This window comes from Mesorhizobium sp. BR-1-1-10 (assembly GCF_020165595.1).
GTDB lineage: Bacteria > Pseudomonadota > Alphaproteobacteria > Rhizobiales > Rhizobiaceae > Mesorhizobium > Mesorhizobium australicum.
Map to the genome: position 1 here is coordinate 63,340 of NZ_JAIUIL010000007.1, position 16,597 is coordinate 79,936.

Here is a 16,597-nt window from a genome sequence, read left to right on the forward strand (position 1 = left end):
ACCCGGTCGGAGCTTCAGCCGGCCTGCTCGCGCTCCACGGCCTGCCAGCCTATGTCGCGGCGGCAAAACCCGTCCGGCCAGTCGATGCGGTCGAGGGCGGCATAGGCCCGCGCCTGCGCCTCTCCGACCGTGGCGCCGCTCGCCGTGACATTGAGCACACGGCCGCCGTTGGCGACCAGCGCACCGCCATTGATTGCGGTGCCGGCATGGAAAATCTGGACGCCTTCACCGGCGGCGTCCTCGACGCCGCGGATGACGGAGCCTTTCTCCGGTGTGCCGGGATAGCCCCTGGCCGCCATCACGACGGTCAGCGCCGCCTCGTCACGCCAGCGCACCGACATATGCGCGAGCTGGCCATCGGTCGCGGCATTGAGCAGCACCAGCAGGTCATCCCTGAGCCGCATCACCAGCACCTGGCATTCCGGATCGCCGAAGCGGGTGTTGTATTCGATCAGCTTCGGCCCGCTTTCCGTGATCATCAGTCCGGCGAACAGAATCCCGGCGAAAGGCGCGCCAAGCTCGGCCATGCCGCGCATCGTCGGCTCGATGATCTCGCGCATGGTGCGCTCGATCATGTCAGGCGTCATTACCGGGGCCGGCGAATAGGCACCCATGCCGCCGGTGTTGGGACCGACGTCGCCATCACCGACGCGCTTGTGGTCCTGCGCGGTGCCGAAGGGAAGCGCCGTGGTGCCGTCGCAGAGGCAGAAGAAACTCGCCTCCTCGCCGGTCATGAATTCCTCGACCACCACCTCCGCGCCGGCAGCACCAAAGGACCCGTCAAAGCAGGAAGCGAGTGCCGCCCGTGCCTCGTCCATCGTCATGGCTACGGTGACACCCTTGCCAGCTGCGAGCCCGTCGGCCTTGATGACGATCGGCGCGCCTGTCTTCTCGACATAGGCCTTGGCCGAGGCCAGGTCGCCGAACCGGCCATAGGCGGCGGTCGGAATGTTGTACCGGGCGCAGAGGTCCTTGGTGAAACCCTTCGAGCCTTCCAGCCGCGCGGCGGCCTTCGAAGGCCCGAAGACGCGGATGTTTTCGGCGCGCAGATCATCGGCGATGCCGGCGACGAGCGGCCCTTCCGGGCCGACCACGACGAGATCGATTTTTTTCTCCCGGCAGAAGGCGGCGACCGCGGCGTGATCGGTGATATCAAGCTTCACCAGTTCGGCCTCGCTGCCAATGCCCGGATTGCCGGGGGCCGCGTAGAGCTTGGTCAGCAGCGGCGAAGCGGCGATCTTCCAGGCCAGCGCATGTTCGCGGCCGCCGGAGCCGAGAAGAAGAACGTTCATGGCCACCTCTTGATGCCGCCGATCCCATAGAGAGAACAACCCGCTATTGCTCTCTGGGCGACGGGTCAAGGCGTCAGGGTGGATTGCGCACGGGAACGTTATCCCTGTCGAATAGGGCGCCGGCTACCGCCGCCCCTATTCCGGCGCTCGTTCAGCCCTGAAAGACCACCGGAAACCAATCCACGCGCAGCTTCTGTCCCGGCTGCATGCCATGGCCGTGATAGGGCGGCGAGGTGCGGCCCGGTCGCTCGACATAATGGGCATCGTCGCCGACCCAGCGCAGCGACAACGCCCGGCGCCGGGCCGCGGTCATATTGCCGCGCGCGCCGTGTGCCGTCCTGAAGTCGAACAGGATGGCGTCGCCCGGCTCCATCTCCCATTCGATAACTTTCATCGACGGATCGGTGTCGGGATCGGGCACCGGACGGTAATCGCCCTCGGCGGCGTAAAAATTGCCATCGTCCAGCCAGCGTACCGGCAGGATCATCTTGTCCCATTTGTGCGAGCCGGCGATCAGGCGCAGCGTCGCCTCCTTCACCGGATCGATGGGGATCCAGAAGCTCACCGTCTGCTGGCCGTCAACGAAATAATAGGGAATGTCCTGGTGCCACGGCGTCGGCTTCTGCGTACCGGGCTCCTTGACCAGCACATGGTCGTGGAAGAACTGCGCGGTGCGCGACTGCATCACCGCGGCCGCCAGTCGCGCCGCCGGCGAATTGCGCACGACGTCGACGAATTCAGGGATACGCTCCCAGTTGCAGTAGTCGTCGAAGAAGCTGCCCTTGCCGCCAGCGATGTCGGACGCGGTGGCGCTGCGGCTCCGCATGTTGCGCTCGATGCCGGCGGCAATCGTGTCGACCCAGCCCTTGAAGGCGCCGCGGATACAGACCGCGCCGTCACGCTGGTAGTCGGCAATTGTCTGCGCATCGATGATTTCGGTGACGATTGGCTGCGTGGCGGTTTGGGAAGCCATGGTGTCCTCCTCTCAGGATCGAGGCCACTATCGCAATGTCCTCTCATTCAGTAAAATAATAACTTCTCATCTGACACATAGGTTTTGGCTATGAGCCTTACACTCACGCAACTCCGCTATCTCATCGCCGTCGCCCGCCATGGCAGCGTCACCGGCGCGGCGCGGGCGATCAACATTTCGCAGCCGTCGGTTTCAGTGGCCATCGACACCATCGAAAGGGATTTCGGCCAGAAACTATTCGTACGCCAGCGGGGAAGCGGCGTTTCGCTGACCTCGTTCGGCCGTGTCGTGGTAGCGAAGGCAAAGCAGGTTCTTGCCGAGACTGACGAACTCATGAGCCTGGGGGCGGGCAATTCAGCCATCGGTGGGGAGCTGGTGCTCGGCTGCTTCGAGGATCTGGCGCCCTTTTTCGCGCCGGGCCTTATCCGCGCCTTCTCCGAACGTCATCCAGCGGTCGCGGTTGTCGTCCGTGACGAGACGTTCGAGACGCTTGGGCGACGCCTGGCGGACGCCACAGTCGACCTCGGCCTCAGCTACGATCTCGGCCTGCCGTCGCATTTCGCCCGCATCCTGCTGCACGAGCTTCGGCCGCATGCGCTGCTGCCGGCGGGCCATGCACTGGCGGGCCACCCCGAGGTCAGCCTGGCGGATCTGGCCGCCTACCCGCTGATCACGACCGACCAGCCGCATAGCTGGCAGCATATGCTCGACCTGTTCCGCGGCCGTGGCCTGTCGCCGGTGGCCGACATGCGCACAAGTTCGTTCGAACTCCAGCGCAGCATGGTGGCCAACGGCTTCGGCGTCGCGGTCAGCTATACCCGCCCGCATGGCGACCGCAGCTATGACGGCTTGCGCCTCGTCTGCAAACCGCTGTCGGATCCGCTGCCCATGCAGCGCATCATTCTCACCCACGATACGCATCAGCGCGTGTCGAATGCGGCGCTGGCTTTCATCGCGGTGGCGAAAGTCTGGTTTTCCACACGCGACATCTTCGCGTCGTGACGGTTGGCGGGCCGCCGCTCCTCCGCTTGCCGCTTGCCGCTTGACGGTTTCCGCCGCTGCTGCCACTCCATGCCAATGGAACCTGTCCAGTCAAAAGCGGCCCAGGGTCGCGTCGCCGATGCGCCGAGCCGCCATTGGGTCTATCGCGTGCTGCCGCGCGCCATCTGGCCCTATGCGCAACTGGCGCGGTGGGACAGGCCGATCGGCTGGCAGTTGCTTTTGTGGCCATGCTGGTGGTCGGCCGCACTTGCGGCGAGCGCCTATCCGCGCCCAGGCGACCCGCTGCTCTCGCTGCTGCCGGCGCCCTTGTACCTTGTGCTCTTCCTGATTGGCGCCATCGCCATGCGTGGCGCCGGGTGCACCTATAACGACATTGTCGACCATGACATCGATAACCAGGTCGAACGCACCCGCTCACGCCCGCTACCGTCCGGCCAGACCACGCGCCGGCGGGCCTGGCTGTTTCTTTTCCTGCAGGCCCTGGTCGGCCTGGCGGTTCTCCTGCAGTTCAACAGCTTTGCCATTCTGCTCGGCGTCTGCTCGCTGGTGATCGTCGCCGTCTACCCATTCATGAAGCGGATAACCAACTGGCCGCAACTGTTTCTCGGCCTCGCCTTTTCCTGGGGCGCGCTGATGGGGTGGGCGGTCGAGTTCGGTGATCTCGATGGCCCCGCCGTCATGCTCTATATCGGTTCGATCCTGTGGGTGATCGGCTATGACACGATCTATGCCCACCAGGACAAGGAAGACGACGCCATTGTCGGCGTACGTTCGACCGCGCGGCTGTTCGGCGACAACACCAAGGCATGGCTCGCGGGGCTTTATGGCGGTACGCTGATCTGCTTCGCCATCGCCTTCGCCTCGGCGCAGGCCCCGGTGGTGGCACTGGCGGGATTGATCGCCGCCGGCGCCCACATGGCCCGGCAGATCGCGGTTCTGGATATCGACGATCCAGACCAGTGCCTGCGGCTGTTTCGGTCGAATAACCAGGTCGGCTGGCTGATCTTCCTCGGCCTGATCGGCGGCGCACTGTGGGTGGCGCTGAAGCCGCTGGTGTAGTGGCTTTTCCTTCTCCCCGTCTCTATACGGGGAGAAGAACGCTAGTCTCTTGAAATGATCTCCTCACCGCCGATCACCAGCCTGAGGCCGAGGTCACCGGCTCTGCGGCGGGCAAGGAAGCGGGGGCGGCGCATATTGGAAACGCGGCCCTTGCGGCGCTCCCGCGGCGGCAATGTCTTGATGGCGGCGCCGAGCGATTCTTCCAGGGTGCGGGCGACGCCATCGGATTCGATCAGCAGCATCGGCAGACGGTAGGCGTCGGCCCAGGCGCGCCAGTCGGCGGCGACGTCTTCGAGATCGTCGGCCACCAGCAGCGGCACCGACAGCATCGGATCGTTGTGCAGGAGTTCCAGGGTCACCGTGACATTGCCTTCCGGATCCTCCATCGCACGGGCGGCGACCCCGCGAAATGCATTGGCGGGCAGCACGATGATCGCCGGCAGGCCGCTCATCTCGAGCAGGCGGCGGATCACTGCGCCGCGCTGGTCGATGGTGAAGGTTACGTCGCCATAATCGTCGCGCGTGGCATAGCTCACCACCTGCGGCAGGCGGAATGGGTCGAGACGCATGTTGCGTCCCGCCCAGACTGGCTTCAGTCCAGTGTTCACGTTCATAGAGCGCCTTCCTGTCTGTCTCCTGAGAGCCGGTGTCCGGTTCTCTCCGGGCCAGTTTTCCCGGCCTCGTTATGGGGAAACAGTAGCGCCGGCTCCTTACCGCCGCGCTTAAGAAAGTCGGTTAAATTTTGCTGATCTCAGGGATGGTTATCGGAATGCCACCAGCCACAGGATGGTGAAAGGATCAGATAACCTTACCAGGATTCATGATGCCCGCCGGATCGAAGGCAGCCTTTACCCGGCGCATCAGATCGATGGCCATCGGCGGCGCGGTGGCGATCAGTTCGTCGCGCTTCAACTGACCGATGCCGTGCTCGGCCGAGATCGAACCGTGCAGGCTGCGCACCACGTCATGCACGGCCTTGTTCATCGCATGATAGAGCGCCAGGAACGCCTCGTCGTCGCCATCGACAGGCCGTGAAATGTTATAATGGAGGTTGCCGTCTCCCATATGGCCGAAACAGACCACGCGGGCGCCGGCGCTCACTGACGCCACGGCGCCGGCGGCCTCCCTTATGAAGCGCGGTATCGATGCGATCGGCACCGAAATGTCGTGCTTGATCGAAGCGCCTTCCGGCTTCTGTGCCTCGGGCAACAGCTCGCGAAAATCCCAGAAGGCATCGCCCTGCCCGAGGCTGGCGGCGATGACGGCATCGCCGACGAATTCCTGCTCTAGACCCGCCGAAAGCACATCCTCGATCAGCGCCCGAGAATCCTCCGCTGAGCGGCCGGACGATATCTGCATCAGCACGTACCAGGGCCAGTCTTCGGCCAGCGGCCGCACGACGCCCTGGGCGTGCGCAAGGGTAAAGTCATACGGGCGCTTGCCGATCAGTTCGAAGGCCGTGAGTGCGGCCCCGGCGCTGTCCATGGCCAGGCTGAACAGGGAAAGGGCGGCTTCGGGCGACGACAGGCCGACGAAGGCGACGTCCGTCCCCTTCGGCTTCGGGAACAGTTTGAGCACGGCGGCGGTGATGACACCGAGCGTGCCTTCGGCGCCGACGAACAGGTTCTTCAGGTCGTAGCCGGTGTTGTCCTTCTTCAGTTTGCGCAAATCGTCGAACACCTCGCCGGTCGGCAGCACCACCTCGACGCCGAGGCAGAGCTCGCGCGCATTGCCATAGGCCAGCACGCCGGTGCCGCCGGCATTGGACGACAGGTTGCCGCCGATCTGGCAGGAGCCTTGCGCGGCGAGCGACAGCGGAAACAGCCGGCCGGCGGCATCGGCCGCTTCCTGCAAGGTCTGCAGGATGACACCGGCCTCGACCGTGACCGTATTGGACAGGACATCGATCTCGCGGATGCGGTTCAGCCGCGACAGCGACAGGACGATCTCGCGACCGGATCTGTCCGGCACCTGCGCGCCGACCAGCCCGGTGTTGCCGCTTTGCGGCACGATCGGCGTTCCGGTCTCTGTCGCCAGCCGCATGATCCGGCTGACCTCGTCGACGCTGCCGGGCCGCAGCACCACGGACGTCGCGCCGTGCCAGAGGCCGCGTCGCTCGATCAGATAAGGCGCGATGTCCTGCTGGTCGCGCAGCGCATATTTGTCGCCGACGATCGCCGCGAAACGATCGATGAGGGCGGGATCGAGTGTCTTTGCGGTTGCGGTCATCTGGGAAAACTACGTTGTGGGCTGTGCGTTGTCACGAGGAGCGGCGGCACGGGAGAGCCGGTCGTTGATGGCCTCGCCGAGCCCGTCAAAGGGAATTGGCTCGACGGCGATAATCCGCGCGCCGCTACGGTCCAAATCCTGCATGTAGGCAAAGAGATTGCTTGCCGCTTCACGCAGGTCACCTGACAGCGAGAGGTTGAGGAAAGCGGTTGCGCCGCGCCAGCCTTCCGCGCGCTGGTCGCCGAAGGCAAGCAACGCTTCTCCTTCACCAACCGTGCCGGCATTGAGCCGAACAGCCGCGCCCGGTGCGTAATGCGAGGCAAGCATGCCCGGCGCCTCGACGCCGGCAATGCCGCCGCGCTGCAGCTCCATGCGGATGGCCGCCTCGATCTCGTCGGCCGCAATGCCGCCGGGCCGAAGCAGGCGCAACCTTTCGCCTTCGGCCTTGACGATGGTCGATTCCAGCCCGACCGGCGTGGCGCCACCATCGACCACCAGTTTGATGCGCCCGCCTAAATCCGCAGCCACCGCCTGCGCCGTCGTCGCGCTGATCTTGCCGGATGAGTTGGCGCTGGGCGCGGCAAGCGGTCGGCCAAGCCTGGCGATCAGGTCGCCGCCAAAACCCCTCGGCATGCGCACGGCGATCGTGTCGAGCCCGGCCGTGACCAGCGGATGAATGCCGTTGCCGGGGCGCTGTGGCAGTACCAGCGTCAGCGGACCCGGCCAGAAGGCAAGCGCGAGCTTCCTAGACAGCGGATCGAACGAGGCGATGCGCTCGGCCATCGCCATGTCGGCGACATGGGCGATCAGCGGATTGAAACGCGGCCGCCCCTTGGCTTCGAAAATGCGCGCCACGCCAATGCCGTTGGTGGCATCGCCGGCAAGCCCGTAGACGGTTTCCGTTGGGATGGCGACGACATCGCCGCTCTCGAGCAGCGCCAACGCCGGTTCCATCGCTTCGCCGACGGCAAGTATTTCAGCCACTCTCGTCACCTCGCGGATGCCGGCTGCGTAATACGACGGGGCCGCCGGGGCAAGCGGGCATTGGCAATTCATCAATTCCTAAAATGCTATCTTTCCACGAAAGCCGGCATCAATCGCCGAGTACTATCGTGCGGCTTCTGGGCAATGGGAGCTATGTCGGTGTCTGTTCGTATCTGGGGAGCGCTTGCCATCACTTTGGCCTCAATGGGTGGCGGGGCTCAGGCCTCGTCGCTGGTCTTTCCCGGTGCGCCGGCCTCGACACCCTCCATCCTTGCGCTGAAGGCGGCCGACGGCAAGGCGAGCGATGTTGTGTCCGTCGTTGTGCTTGGCGAGCCTGACGTCACCTACGAAAAGGTCGCGGCAATCCCCGGCAAGGCCGAGGCGAGGCACTCCTTCGCGCAGAGCCCGATGATCATTAGGGGCGGCGTCGTCGGCGGCGCTTTCTCGACACCCATGCAGGCCAAGGCGCCGGCCGCGGCAACGGCCCCAGCCACCCCAACCGCCCCCGCCACGGCGACAGCCTCGGCAGCCCCAGCGCCGGCAGCGCACGGGAAAGCAGCGGCACCGGCGGCAGCCGCGCCGCCACCGCCAGCCCACCAGCCTGCTTCAGGAGCCGGCAAGGTCAAGTAGCGACCACGCAAACCGGACGGGCAAAATGCGCAGCGGCTTGACGGCGGTCTGGCGTCCTGCGCACCACTGTCCGGCGAATTTCGTCTAGAGTATCTTGCTGGCGGCCCTGCGGCTGATTTTCGCCAAGTGGCTCCAGCGGACGCAATTGCATCGTTCAAGGCAGAGGGGGTTGCTCATGAAAAATTCGAAGACCGTTACCGTGGCAGGGCTTCTGTTGGCGTCATTGCTTGGTGGCGTGGCCCAAGCGGACGACATGCTGGGATCCTATGTCGCGCGCATTTCCGATCGCGACCACCAGGCGAGCGACGGCTATGCGCTGGATGGCGCCGCGCAGATGGTGCGGCAAGACCGTGCCAACTGGCACAAATTCCATCGCCGCGACGGCGACGACGAGGGCGACGCCTGGTTCAGGACCAACGACCAGCGCGCCGACCTGCAGCGCATGCTGGAGCGCCCCGGCGCGATGAGTTCCTCGACCAAGCGCGCCATCGTCAATGGCGAGCCGCTGATCCAGGTCGACGTCTATGAAAACAGCGTGCGCGTCAGCATCCTGGAGAACTGATCAAATCAATTTGGGAAGACGGCGGAAGGGGGGCGCGAAAGCGCCGCCCTCGAGAATCTGTTACCTGAAAATCAGGCTGCTTCTTCCTTGTCGTCGTCGTCTTCGGACTCGCCGTCTTCGGATTCTTCTTCGGCGTCATCGCCTTCGGCCTTCACGGTGTCATCGGCGTCGTCTTCGTCAGACTCTTCGCCGTCTTCATCGTCGCCTTCCTCGTCATCGCCATCTCCGTCTTCGTCAGACAGATCAGCGGCTTCGACCGTGATCGCAGCGGCGTGATCGAGGGCGGTTTCGGAAGCGGATTCAAGCGGCTCGGCAGGAGCCGAGGTTTCTTCTGTCACTTCGATTTCGTGATCGGAATTCATGGAAGCCTCCGTTGGGATGGGGAACACACCCCTTTTGCCACGGAGAGATCATCGTCATATGACTGTAAGCCGGCTCGAAGGGCCGGCCGGAACATATTTTTCCAGGGGCCTGAGGCCCCTCTATCCCGGCGTGATCTCAGGACAAACGGAAACCGTTTGTCCGAGAAAATCGGTGCCGACTTTTCGAAAAGTGCTTCTCAACCAGCGATTTTCGAGAAATCCGCGACCTGACCGGTAGCCGTGCGAATGCGCGCGAGCAGCGCCAGTCGGTTGGCACGCACGGACAGGTCCTCATCATTCACGAGAACATGCTCAAAGAATGAATCAACGGGTTCACGCAACACGCTAAGCGCCATCATGGCAGCCGAAAAGTCTTGGTTTTGAATCGCTTCGCCGGCTTGCTTCTCGGCCTGATTCACCGCAGCGAACAGCGACTTCTCCGCATCTTGCCGGAACAACGCCGGCTCAACGGTTTCGGCGACGGCCGTTTTCTTCTTCTCCTCGGCGGCCAGAATGTTGGCGGCACGCTTGGTGCCGGCGAGCAAATTCTTGCCGTCCTCGGTGTCAAGGAAAGAGCCAAGCGCCTCGACGCGGCGCACGATCTGGAGGAGGTCGTCGGACTGAAGTGTGATCACGGCGTCGATGAGATCGTGACGGGCGCCTTGGTCACGGAGGTAGACTTTCAGGCGGTCGTGGAAGAAGGCGAGCAGGTCTCGATCCACAGACTTCCCGTCGCCGACTTGCCCGCGCCCGTGCGCATGGTCGCCGCCTGACTCGGCCTCCTCCCTGGCGTGCCTTTCATCGATCTGGTCAACAGTGGTCTTTCGATGTTTGGCCATGGTGGAAAGAAGCGATAGCGGTGTTCCATTCTCCAGAGTCAGCCTCACCATCCCAAGCGCGGCTCTGCGCAATGCGTAGGGGTCCTTCGAGCCTGTCGGCTTTTCATCGATGATCCAGAAACCAACCAGCGTATCAAGCTTGTCGGCGAGCGCCACGGCGACCGACACTGGATCGCTCGGCACATAATCGGACGGTCCTTGCGGCTTGTAGTGCTCCTCGACGGCCGCGGCCACGGATGGATGCTCGCCCTGCAGCAGTGCATATTTGCGGCCCATCGCGCCTTGCAATTCGGGAAACTCGCCGACGACTTCAGTGGTGAGATCGGCCTTGGCGAGAACAGCAGCACGACTTGCGAGCGCGGGATCGGCACCGACAATCGGTGCTAGCTGTCCGGCCAGTTCCCTGATCCGCTCCACCCGCTCGCCCTGCGTGCCGAGCTTGGCATGGAACGTGACATTGAGATGGTCGAGGCGGGCCATGCGCTGGTCTAGCGGCTTTTTCAGATCGAGCCCGAACTTTTCGGCCGATGCCTGGAGTTGGTCAAGGTCCGGCAAATCGCCCTGGTCGGTGGTCCAGAAATAGAGCGCGTCGGACAGGCGAGCGCGCACCACCTTGCCATTGCCGTGAGCGATCTCCTTGCCGCCATCCTTCGCTTCGATGTTGGCGGTGAGGATGAAGCGGTTGGAGAGCGCATCGCTTTCCCCCTGCGGCCGCGTCACAAAGCATTTCTGGTTGGCGCGGATCGTCAGGCGGATCACCTCGGCCGGAATGGCAAGGAAAGCCTCTTCGAACTCGCCCATCAGCACGACGGGCCATTCGACCAGCCCCGACACTTCCTCAAGCAAGCCCTCGTCCTCGACCAGGTCGAGCCCGTTGGCGAAGGCGAGATTGCGGGCGTCGGCGAGGATGATCTCCTTGCGACGGTCGGCGTCGAGCACGACCTTGCCCGCCTCCAGCTTGCCCACATAATCGTCGAAGCGGCGCACGGTGATTTCGCCGGGCGCGAGGAAACGGTGGCCGTAGGTGATGTTGCCCGAACGGATGCCGTCGATCTCGAAATCGACCACCACCGGCTCCTCGGTCTCGGGGCCGAAGGTGCACAGGATCGACTGCAGCGGGCGCACCCAGCGCAGCGAGCCCGGCTTGGCCGAGGCCGGTCCCCAGCGCATCGACTTCGGCCACGGAAAATCGCGGACGATGTCAGGCACCAGTCCGGCGATGATCTCTTCGGCCGCCCTGCCCGGCTTCGAAATATGGGCGACGTAGAAGTCGCCCTTCTTCGGGTCGGAATGGACATGCGCCTCGGCGATCGAAGACAGGCCGACCTTGCGCAGGAAGCCCTGGACCGCCTGTTCTGGTGCCGATGTCGACGGTCCCTTGATATCCTCGTGAATGTCTTTCGAGCGTGCGGTGAGCCCGCGTATGTCGAGCGTAAGGCGCCGGGGCGTCCAATACTCACGCGCCGCCTCATAGGTGAGACCCGCCTCGACCAGGCCGTCGGTGAGCATCTTCTTCAAATCGCCCGCCGCCTTGCGCTGCATGCGGGCAGGAATTTCCTCGGAACGAAGTTCAAGAAGCAGGTCAGGCATCGGGGTCAGCTCATGCGGGAGAGTGGTCCGGGCGGGGCATAGCAACTCGGCTGGCCGCTGTCACCCTTTCCAGAAATTTTGGCCACTCTGTCGGGACGAGCCGAACCCGCCCGTCCTTGGATCAAAGATTTCCATGAACTGAAAGCTGCGCTGAAGCGACCCACGCTCAGGCAGGGAACTATTGGCTGAACGACGATGAAAACGGCATCCAGACTTCTTCAGATCCTTGCGCTCAGCGCCTGCTTCACCGCGCAGGCCCACGGCGCCTTCTCGATGCCGGGCGTGCGGCAGGCGCTACGGACAATGGCTGGCCAGAGCGGCCAGATCCTGCCGCCGATCCATGCTTCCCTCGGAATGATCGAGGACGCTTGAGGCTCAGGCCGCCAATCCACCGGCCTGCGTCTTCAAGAACGCCTCGCCGCAGGCCTTCGCCAGATTGCGCACGCGCAGGATGTAGCTCTGGCGCTCGGTGACAGAGATCACGCCACGCGCGTCCAGCAAATTGAAGACATGGCTGGCCTTGATGCACTGGTCATAGGCCGGGAAGACCATCTTGTGCATCGGCAGATTGTCGTTCGACGCCGGCGCGCCGGCCTCGAGCAGCGCCTTGCACTCGGCCTCGGCGTCCTCGAAATGCCTGAGCAGCATCGCCGTGTTGGCGTATTCGAAATTGTGGCGCGAATATTCCTGCTCGGCCTGCAGGAACACATCGCCATAGGTCACCTTGTCGGCGCCCTCGCGGCCGTTGAAGTTGAGGTCGTAGACATTGTCGACGCCCTGCACATACATGGCCAGGCGCTCCAGGCCGTAGGTGAGTTCCCCCGCCACCGGCGCGCATTCGATGCCGCAGACCTGCTGGAAATAGGTGAACTGCGACACCTCCATGCCGTCGCACCAGCATTCCCAGCCAAGCCCCCAGGCGCCCAAAGTCGGGCTTTCCCAATCGTCCTCGACGAAACGTATGTCGTGCAGCAACGGGTCGACGCCGATTGCCGCCAGCGAGCCGAGATAGAGCTCCTGCAGATTGGGCGGATTGGGCTTCAGGATCACCTGGTACTGGTAGTAGTGCTGCAGCCGGTTCGGATTCTCGCCATAGCGGCCGTCCTTGGGACGGCGCGAAGGCTGGACATAGGCGGCGTTCCAGCCCTTGGGGCCTAGCGCGCGCAGCGTCGTTGCCGGATGAAAGGTGCCGGCGCCGACCTCCATGTCATAGGGCTGGAGGATGACGCAGCCATAAGCCGCCCAGTAATTGTGCAAAGTGAGGATCAGCCCCTGGAATGAGCGGCTGGGATGCATATGGGCTGGGATTTCAATCGTCACGGTGGCCTCGGCGACACAGGCTAGCTTGCGGCCACGTCCTAGAGACACGGCGGCGAAGCGTCAAGCAAGGCGCGCGCCCGCGACCTTTGCAGGACCGGTCGAAAGCTTTGCGAGCGGCTGGCCCATTGCCGGACGTGGGCGACCTGCGCTTTCTTCGAAGCCCTGTATCACCCATGTCAACGACGACAGGTCAAGCCATGTCCAACCCCGTCACCATCCGCCCCGTCACGCGCCAGGATTTCGACCGATGGCTGCCGCTGTGGGACGGCTACAACGCGTTCTATGGCCGTTCGGGCGAGACGGCGCTGGCAAGCGACATCACCGCAATGACGTGGTCCCGCTTCTTCGACGCCTATGAGCCGGTGTATGCACTGGTCGCGGAAAACGAAGGCGAGTTGCTTGGCCTCGTCCACTACCTGTTCCACCGCAGCACGACGGCAATCGCACCAAACTGCTATCTGCAGGATCTTTTCACCAGCGAGGCCTCGCGCGGCAAAGGCGTCGGCCGGGCGCTGATCGAAGGCGTCTACGAGCGCGCCCAGGAGGCCGGTTCCGGCCGAGTATACTGGCTGACGCATGAAACCAATCACACCGCCATGAAGCTATATGACAAGGTCGGCGAACGCTCTGGCTTCGTCGTCTATCGAAAGATGTTCTGAGCGCGTTCTGAGCAGACGGACATCAAAACGAAAACGGGGCTCCGAGAGCCCCGTTCGGATTCCAAAAAGGCGTCTCACCCCTTCGGGGCGGGAACCGGCTCCGGCTTGACCTTCGGGGTCTCCTGCGCCGTGTTGGACTCGATCGGCGGCAGGCCCTTCATCAGCTTCTGTTGCAAGGAGGCAAGCACGTCGGGATCCGGCTTCAGGTCGCGGGCCTGGTTCCATTGGAAGGTGGCTTCCAGCTTGCGGCCGACGCGCCAGTAGGCATCGCCGAGATGGTCGTTCAGAACCGGATCTTCCGGCTTCAGCGAGACCGCGCGTTCCATTTCGCGCACCGCGTCATCGAACCGGCCGAGGCGGAAATAAGCCCAACCCAGGGAATCGACGATGTAGCCGTCGCTCGGCTTGAGATCGACGGCCTTCTGGATCATCTCCAGGCCTTCCTTCAGATTGGTGTTCATGTCGACCCAGGAATAGCCGAGATAGTTCAGCACCTGCGGCTGGTCTGGCTGCAATTCCAGCGCCTTGCGGAAATTCGGCTCGGCCTTCGGCCATTCCTTCAGCCGCTCATAGGCGATGCCGCGCTGGTAGAAGATGTTCCAGTTGGCGGCGGTCGGTGTCTTCAGCACCTCGACGGCCTTGTCGTAGAGATTGGCGGCGGAGCGGAAATCATCCTTCGAGGAGTAGACACCGCCGAGCGCCAGATAGGCGCGCATGTCGTTAGGATGGGCCTCGACGAAGGCCTTCAAATGCGTGATCGCCTCGTCATGGCGGTCGAGATCGGCAAGGTTGAGGCCAAGCTGCAGGTCCGAAATCTCCTTCAGCGGCGAAGAGTCGGGGATGCGCCGATAGAGCGCGATGGCGCCCTCGCCGTTCTTCAGCTGTTCGGCCACGGCGGCGAGTTGCACGAGGGCAGCGTCGCTGTCGGGCTTCAGGGCCAAAGCATATTGCAAATAGAGGCGCACGAATGGCTCGCCGCCGCCACGGTTGAGCGCGGTGGCAAGATCGAGCAGGATTTCGGAAGCACCGTCGGACGGACCGGACACGAAGGGCGCGATCTTGTCGCCCTTGCTGATCCTGTCGCGCAAGGCGACGATTTCCAGCTTGCCCGGCGAGAACGCCTCGGCCTGGTCGAGAACCGACATCGCCTTGGCCTTGTCGCCCTTACGGGCCAGGAACGAGGCATAGGCCTGCGCATTGCGCATCCAGGTTTCAGGCGCCGCACCGCCGGCGGTGGTGTCCTGCATCGTCGCGGCATAGATAGCCTCGGCCTTTTCAGGCATACCAGACGCATCGGCGATCAGGGCGCGGTGGAAGGATTTGAACAGGCCGAACCAGTCCGGCCCCTGCAGCTTGTCGATCGAAGCCATCGCTTCGCTGGCCTGGCCGGCACCTTGCTCGGCCCAGCCGGACATGACGCCGGAGATCAGCCGATCGAGATCGGATTCCAGCGACAGCTTGAGCCAGTACTGTGCCTTGGTGAAATCCTTCTTGTGGAAGGTGTCGACCGCCAGCGCCAGGCGCGAGAAGCGCTCGACATCGGGCACTTCCTTGAGCTTGTCGGCATAGACCAGCGATTCGTCGAAGCGGCCTTGAGCGATCAGCGACAGCATCAGGCTCTGCTGCAGGGCTGTGTCACCAGGATTGAAGGCCAGGGCTTGCTTGTAATAGGCGATGGCGCTGTCGAGGTCGTTGTCGCCCTCGGCGATCCTGGCAGCCAGATAGGCGCCCGAGAATGACGAGATCTTGACCGGTTCGGTGGATTGCTTGGCATAGGCCGGCAATGCCGAAATCGCCATGCCCGTCACAATTGCCAGCCTTGTCAGCCAGCGCGCACGTCCTTGCTGCATCATATCCCTTTCAGCCAGGCGCCATCTCCGCGTCAGCGGATCGACCCAGACTCGATCTTTCCAGGCAAAGCATGGCCTTTTTGGGGTCGCGCTTCAATCCGCCTGAAATTCACAATCGGGTCACCCGATTAACAAACCATGGCTAAATGGGACGGTTTTGCGCGTCAACAGGCCGCCGCAGCCGCGTATCGCGATAGCCGCCGCTTGCCACCGCGCCGCACAGCCCGATCCATTCGCAGCCGCCGCACGCCTTGCGCACGTGGCCGGTCGAAAACGCCTGCCGCAGCCTTGTCAGGATGGCGGCATCGAGATCGAGGCGGATGCCGTGCCGGATCGGCCGAGCCAGCAGCGCTTCCACGTCTTCCGCGGCCTGCCGGTCCCGCCCGGCCGCACTGTCACGCAGGCAGTGCGGTTCCGGCTCGCCAAGCAACGGAGCGCAGATGTCGTCTGGTCCGGAAACGAGGAGGATGTCCTCGCCCCGGCTCAAGCGCTCCGCGATCCCGTCATAATTGGCGGTAAAAGCGGGGCTGTACCCCTTGCCCACATAGGTGAGCAGGCAAAGGAGATGGTGGGCGCGCAGCCTGACCGTCACGGCTTGGGCAAGTTCATCTTGCCGTGCGGGAGCGCCATCAGCGTCGCGGCGCCAAGCGCCGATTTCAGCAACCCGCCGACGATGAACGGCACGAAGCCGAAGGTGATGGCCTTCTCGGCGCCGATCATGACGGCAAGCCAGGCTGTGCCGAGAGCCAGGCAGGCAAGATTGCCGAGCAGCATGGCGGCGAAGGCAGGCAAAACCCTGTTGCCGTTCCAGCCGCGCTCGGCCAACCAGCCGACCAGTGCGCCGGTGACAGGAAAGGCAAAGAGATAGCCACCCGTCGGGCCCACGAAATGCTGAATGCCGGCAGCGCCGCCGGCCAGGACTGGAAAGCCGACAGCACCTTCGACCAGCCATGCCGCGATCGTCACCGCGCCAAGCCGCCAGCCATAGAGTGCGCCAATCAGCGTCACGGCGAAGGTCTGCATGGTCACCGGAACTGGCACCATCGGAACCTCGATGTAGGAGGACAGCGCCAGCAACAGCGTGCCGAGCACGACGGCGCCGGCCCGCCAACCGAGCGATCGCTGCTGGAGACGCAGCGGGCTGAAGGACGGTCTGGCGGACGAGAATGCGAGGTTGGTCATAGGCTTCCCTTCGGTCGATCCGAAATTATAGATAATTTTTGCCTTCGATCTATTATCGAATCCA

At 63.7% G+C, this 16,597-nt stretch carries 17 protein-coding genes; 6 read left to right on the forward strand and 11 right to left on the reverse strand.

Annotated features, from left to right (window positions below):
• Positions 1-14: 14 nt before the first annotated feature.
• Complete coding sequence (purD, locus tag LB555_RS16605) at positions 15-1,292, reverse strand: phosphoribosylamine--glycine ligase (protein WP_224683287.1); 1,278 nt, start codon at positions 1,290-1,292, stop codon at positions 15-17.
• A gap of 151 nt (positions 1,293-1,443) precedes the next feature.
• A complete protein-coding gene (locus LB555_RS16610) occupies positions 1,444-2,265 on the reverse strand; it encodes a phytanoyl-CoA dioxygenase family protein (RefSeq protein ID WP_224683288.1) in 822 nt (273 codons plus the stop codon).
• A 90-nt stretch (positions 2,266-2,355) separates the two neighbouring features.
• On the opposite strand from LB555_RS16610, the gene LB555_RS16615 reads away from it, so the two are divergent.
• Both LB555_RS16615 and ubiA read left to right on the forward strand, forming a co-directional pair.
• Positions 2,356-3,267, forward strand: coding sequence for a LysR family transcriptional regulator (locus tag LB555_RS16615; RefSeq protein ID WP_224523536.1), 912 nt, complete (start codon positions 2,356-2,358; stop codon positions 3,265-3,267).
• A gap of 75 nt (positions 3,268-3,342) precedes the next feature.
• Positions 3,343-4,326, forward strand: a complete 984-nt coding sequence (ubiA, locus tag LB555_RS16620) for a 4-hydroxybenzoate octaprenyltransferase (RefSeq protein WP_224683446.1) — start codon at positions 3,343-3,345, stop codon at positions 4,324-4,326.
• Positions 4,327-4,367: 41 nt separating this feature from the next.
• On the opposite strand, the gene LB555_RS16625 is transcribed toward ubiA, so the two are convergent.
• From LB555_RS16625 to LB555_RS16635, 3 genes are all read right to left on the reverse strand, one after another.
• Entirely contained in the window at positions 4,368-4,934 is a 567-nt protein-coding gene (locus LB555_RS16625) for a DUF6101 family protein (RefSeq protein WP_041163896.1), read from the reverse strand.
• Positions 4,935-5,124: 190 nt separating this feature from the next.
• Entirely contained in the window at positions 5,125-6,555 is a 1,431-nt protein-coding gene (locus LB555_RS16630; RefSeq protein WP_224683289.1) for an FAD-binding oxidoreductase, read from the reverse strand.
• A gap of 9 nt (positions 6,556-6,564) precedes the next feature.
• Positions 6,565-7,539, reverse strand: a complete 975-nt coding sequence (locus LB555_RS16635; protein ID WP_224683290.1) for an L-threonylcarbamoyladenylate synthase — start codon at positions 7,537-7,539, stop codon at positions 6,565-6,567.
• Between the two features lie 153 nt (positions 7,540-7,692).
• Between LB555_RS16635 and LB555_RS16640 the strand changes: the two genes are divergently transcribed.
• Positions 7,693-8,169, forward strand: coding sequence for a hypothetical protein (locus tag LB555_RS16640; RefSeq protein ID WP_224622699.1), 477 nt, complete (start codon positions 7,693-7,695; stop codon positions 8,167-8,169).
• A gap of 175 nt (positions 8,170-8,344) precedes the next feature.
• Positions 8,345-8,731 carry a hypothetical protein gene (locus tag LB555_RS16645; protein WP_015318834.1) on the forward strand — a complete coding sequence of 129 codons (387 nt, stop codon included), beginning with the start codon at positions 8,345-8,347 and terminating at the stop codon, positions 8,729-8,731.
• Between the two features lie 71 nt (positions 8,732-8,802).
• On the opposite strand, the gene LB555_RS16650 is transcribed toward LB555_RS16645, so the two are convergent.
• The gene (locus tag LB555_RS16650) at positions 8,803-9,093 is read right to left on the reverse strand and encodes an ATPase (protein ID WP_224683291.1); all 291 of its coding nucleotides are present in this window, start codon (positions 9,091-9,093) and stop codon (positions 8,803-8,805) included.
• A 197-nt stretch (positions 9,094-9,290) separates the two neighbouring features.
• Positions 9,291-11,522, reverse strand: a complete 2,232-nt coding sequence (gene glyS, locus LB555_RS16655) for a glycine--tRNA ligase subunit beta (RefSeq protein ID WP_224683292.1) — start codon at positions 11,520-11,522, stop codon at positions 9,291-9,293.
• Between the two features lie 195 nt (positions 11,523-11,717).
• Between glyS and LB555_RS16660 the strand changes: the two genes are divergently transcribed.
• Positions 11,718-11,894 carry a hypothetical protein gene (locus LB555_RS16660; RefSeq protein ID WP_224683293.1) on the forward strand — a complete coding sequence of 59 codons (177 nt, stop codon included), beginning with the start codon at positions 11,718-11,720 and terminating at the stop codon, positions 11,892-11,894.
• Positions 11,895-11,897: 3 nt separating this feature from the next.
• Here the strand turns inward: LB555_RS16660 and LB555_RS16665 are convergent, their stop codons facing one another.
• Positions 11,898-12,842: a glycine--tRNA ligase subunit alpha gene (locus LB555_RS16665; RefSeq protein WP_140724753.1), complete on the reverse strand. Its 945-nt coding sequence runs from the start codon at positions 12,840-12,842 to the stop codon at positions 11,898-11,900.
• Between the two features lie 197 nt (positions 12,843-13,039).
• Here LB555_RS16665 and LB555_RS16670 point away from each other — a divergent pair, with 197 nt between their 5' ends.
• Positions 13,040-13,501: a GNAT family N-acetyltransferase gene (locus tag LB555_RS16670; RefSeq protein ID WP_224683294.1), complete on the forward strand. Its 462-nt coding sequence runs from the start codon at positions 13,040-13,042 to the stop codon at positions 13,499-13,501.
• A gap of 74 nt (positions 13,502-13,575) precedes the next feature.
• Here the strand turns inward: LB555_RS16670 and LB555_RS16675 are convergent, their stop codons facing one another.
• The 3 genes from LB555_RS16675 to LB555_RS16685 all read right to left on the reverse strand — a co-directional run bounded on the left by LB555_RS16675 (position 13,576) and on the right by LB555_RS16685 (position 16,533).
• Complete coding sequence (locus LB555_RS16675) at positions 13,576-15,351, reverse strand: tetratricopeptide repeat protein (RefSeq protein ID WP_224683295.1); 1,776 nt, start codon at positions 15,349-15,351, stop codon at positions 13,576-13,578.
• Between the two features lie 142 nt (positions 15,352-15,493).
• Positions 15,494-15,943 (reverse strand): DUF1284 domain-containing protein, encoded by a 450-nt coding sequence (locus tag LB555_RS16680; RefSeq protein ID WP_224683296.1) that lies wholly within the window; start codon positions 15,941-15,943, stop codon positions 15,494-15,496.
• Positions 15,940-16,533 carry a biotin transporter BioY gene (locus LB555_RS16685; protein WP_140878100.1) on the reverse strand — a complete coding sequence of 198 codons (594 nt, stop codon included), beginning with the start codon at positions 16,531-16,533 and terminating at the stop codon, positions 15,940-15,942. Before LB555_RS16685 ends, LB555_RS16680 begins: the two co-directional genes overlap by 4 nt.
• Positions 16,534-16,597: the final 64 nt, after the last annotated feature.

Bases quoted from the DNA above. Each gene is read 5' to 3' on its own strand.
- purD (WP_224683287.1), bottom strand. From the start codon at position 1,292: ATGAACGTTCTTCTTCTCGGCTCCGGCGGCCGCGAACATGCGCTGGCC.
- LB555_RS16685 (WP_140878100.1), bottom strand. From the start codon at position 16,533: ATGACCAACCTCGCATTCTCGTCCGCCAGACCGTCCTTCAGCCCGCTG.
- glyS (WP_224683292.1), bottom strand. From the start codon at position 11,522: ATGCCTGACCTGCTTCTTGAACTTCGTTCCGAGGAAATTCCTGCCCGC.
- LB555_RS16610 (WP_224683288.1), bottom strand. From the start codon at position 2,265: ATGGCTTCCCAAACCGCCACGCAGCCAATCGTCACCGAAATCATCGAT.
- LB555_RS16645 (WP_015318834.1), top strand. From the start codon at position 8,345: ATGAAAAATTCGAAGACCGTTACCGTGGCAGGGCTTCTGTTGGCGTCA.
- LB555_RS16615 (WP_224523536.1), top strand. From the start codon at position 2,356: ATGAGCCTTACACTCACGCAACTCCGCTATCTCATCGCCGTCGCCCGC.
- LB555_RS16660 (WP_224683293.1), top strand. From the start codon at position 11,718: ATGAAAACGGCATCCAGACTTCTTCAGATCCTTGCGCTCAGCGCCTGC.
- ubiA (WP_224683446.1), top strand. From the start codon at position 3,343: ATGGAACCTGTCCAGTCAAAAGCGGCCCAGGGTCGCGTCGCCGATGCG.
- LB555_RS16650 (WP_224683291.1), bottom strand. From the start codon at position 9,093: ATGAATTCCGATCACGAAATCGAAGTGACAGAAGAAACCTCGGCTCCT.
- LB555_RS16675 (WP_224683295.1), bottom strand. From the start codon at position 15,351: ATGCAGCAAGGACGTGCGCGCTGGCTGACAAGGCTGGCAATTGTGACG.
- LB555_RS16670 (WP_224683294.1), top strand. From the start codon at position 13,040: ATGTCCAACCCCGTCACCATCCGCCCCGTCACGCGCCAGGATTTCGAC.
- LB555_RS16630 (WP_224683289.1), bottom strand. From the start codon at position 6,555: ATGACCGCAACCGCAAAGACACTCGATCCCGCCCTCATCGATCGTTTC.
- LB555_RS16640 (WP_224622699.1), top strand. From the start codon at position 7,693: ATGTCGGTGTCTGTTCGTATCTGGGGAGCGCTTGCCATCACTTTGGCC.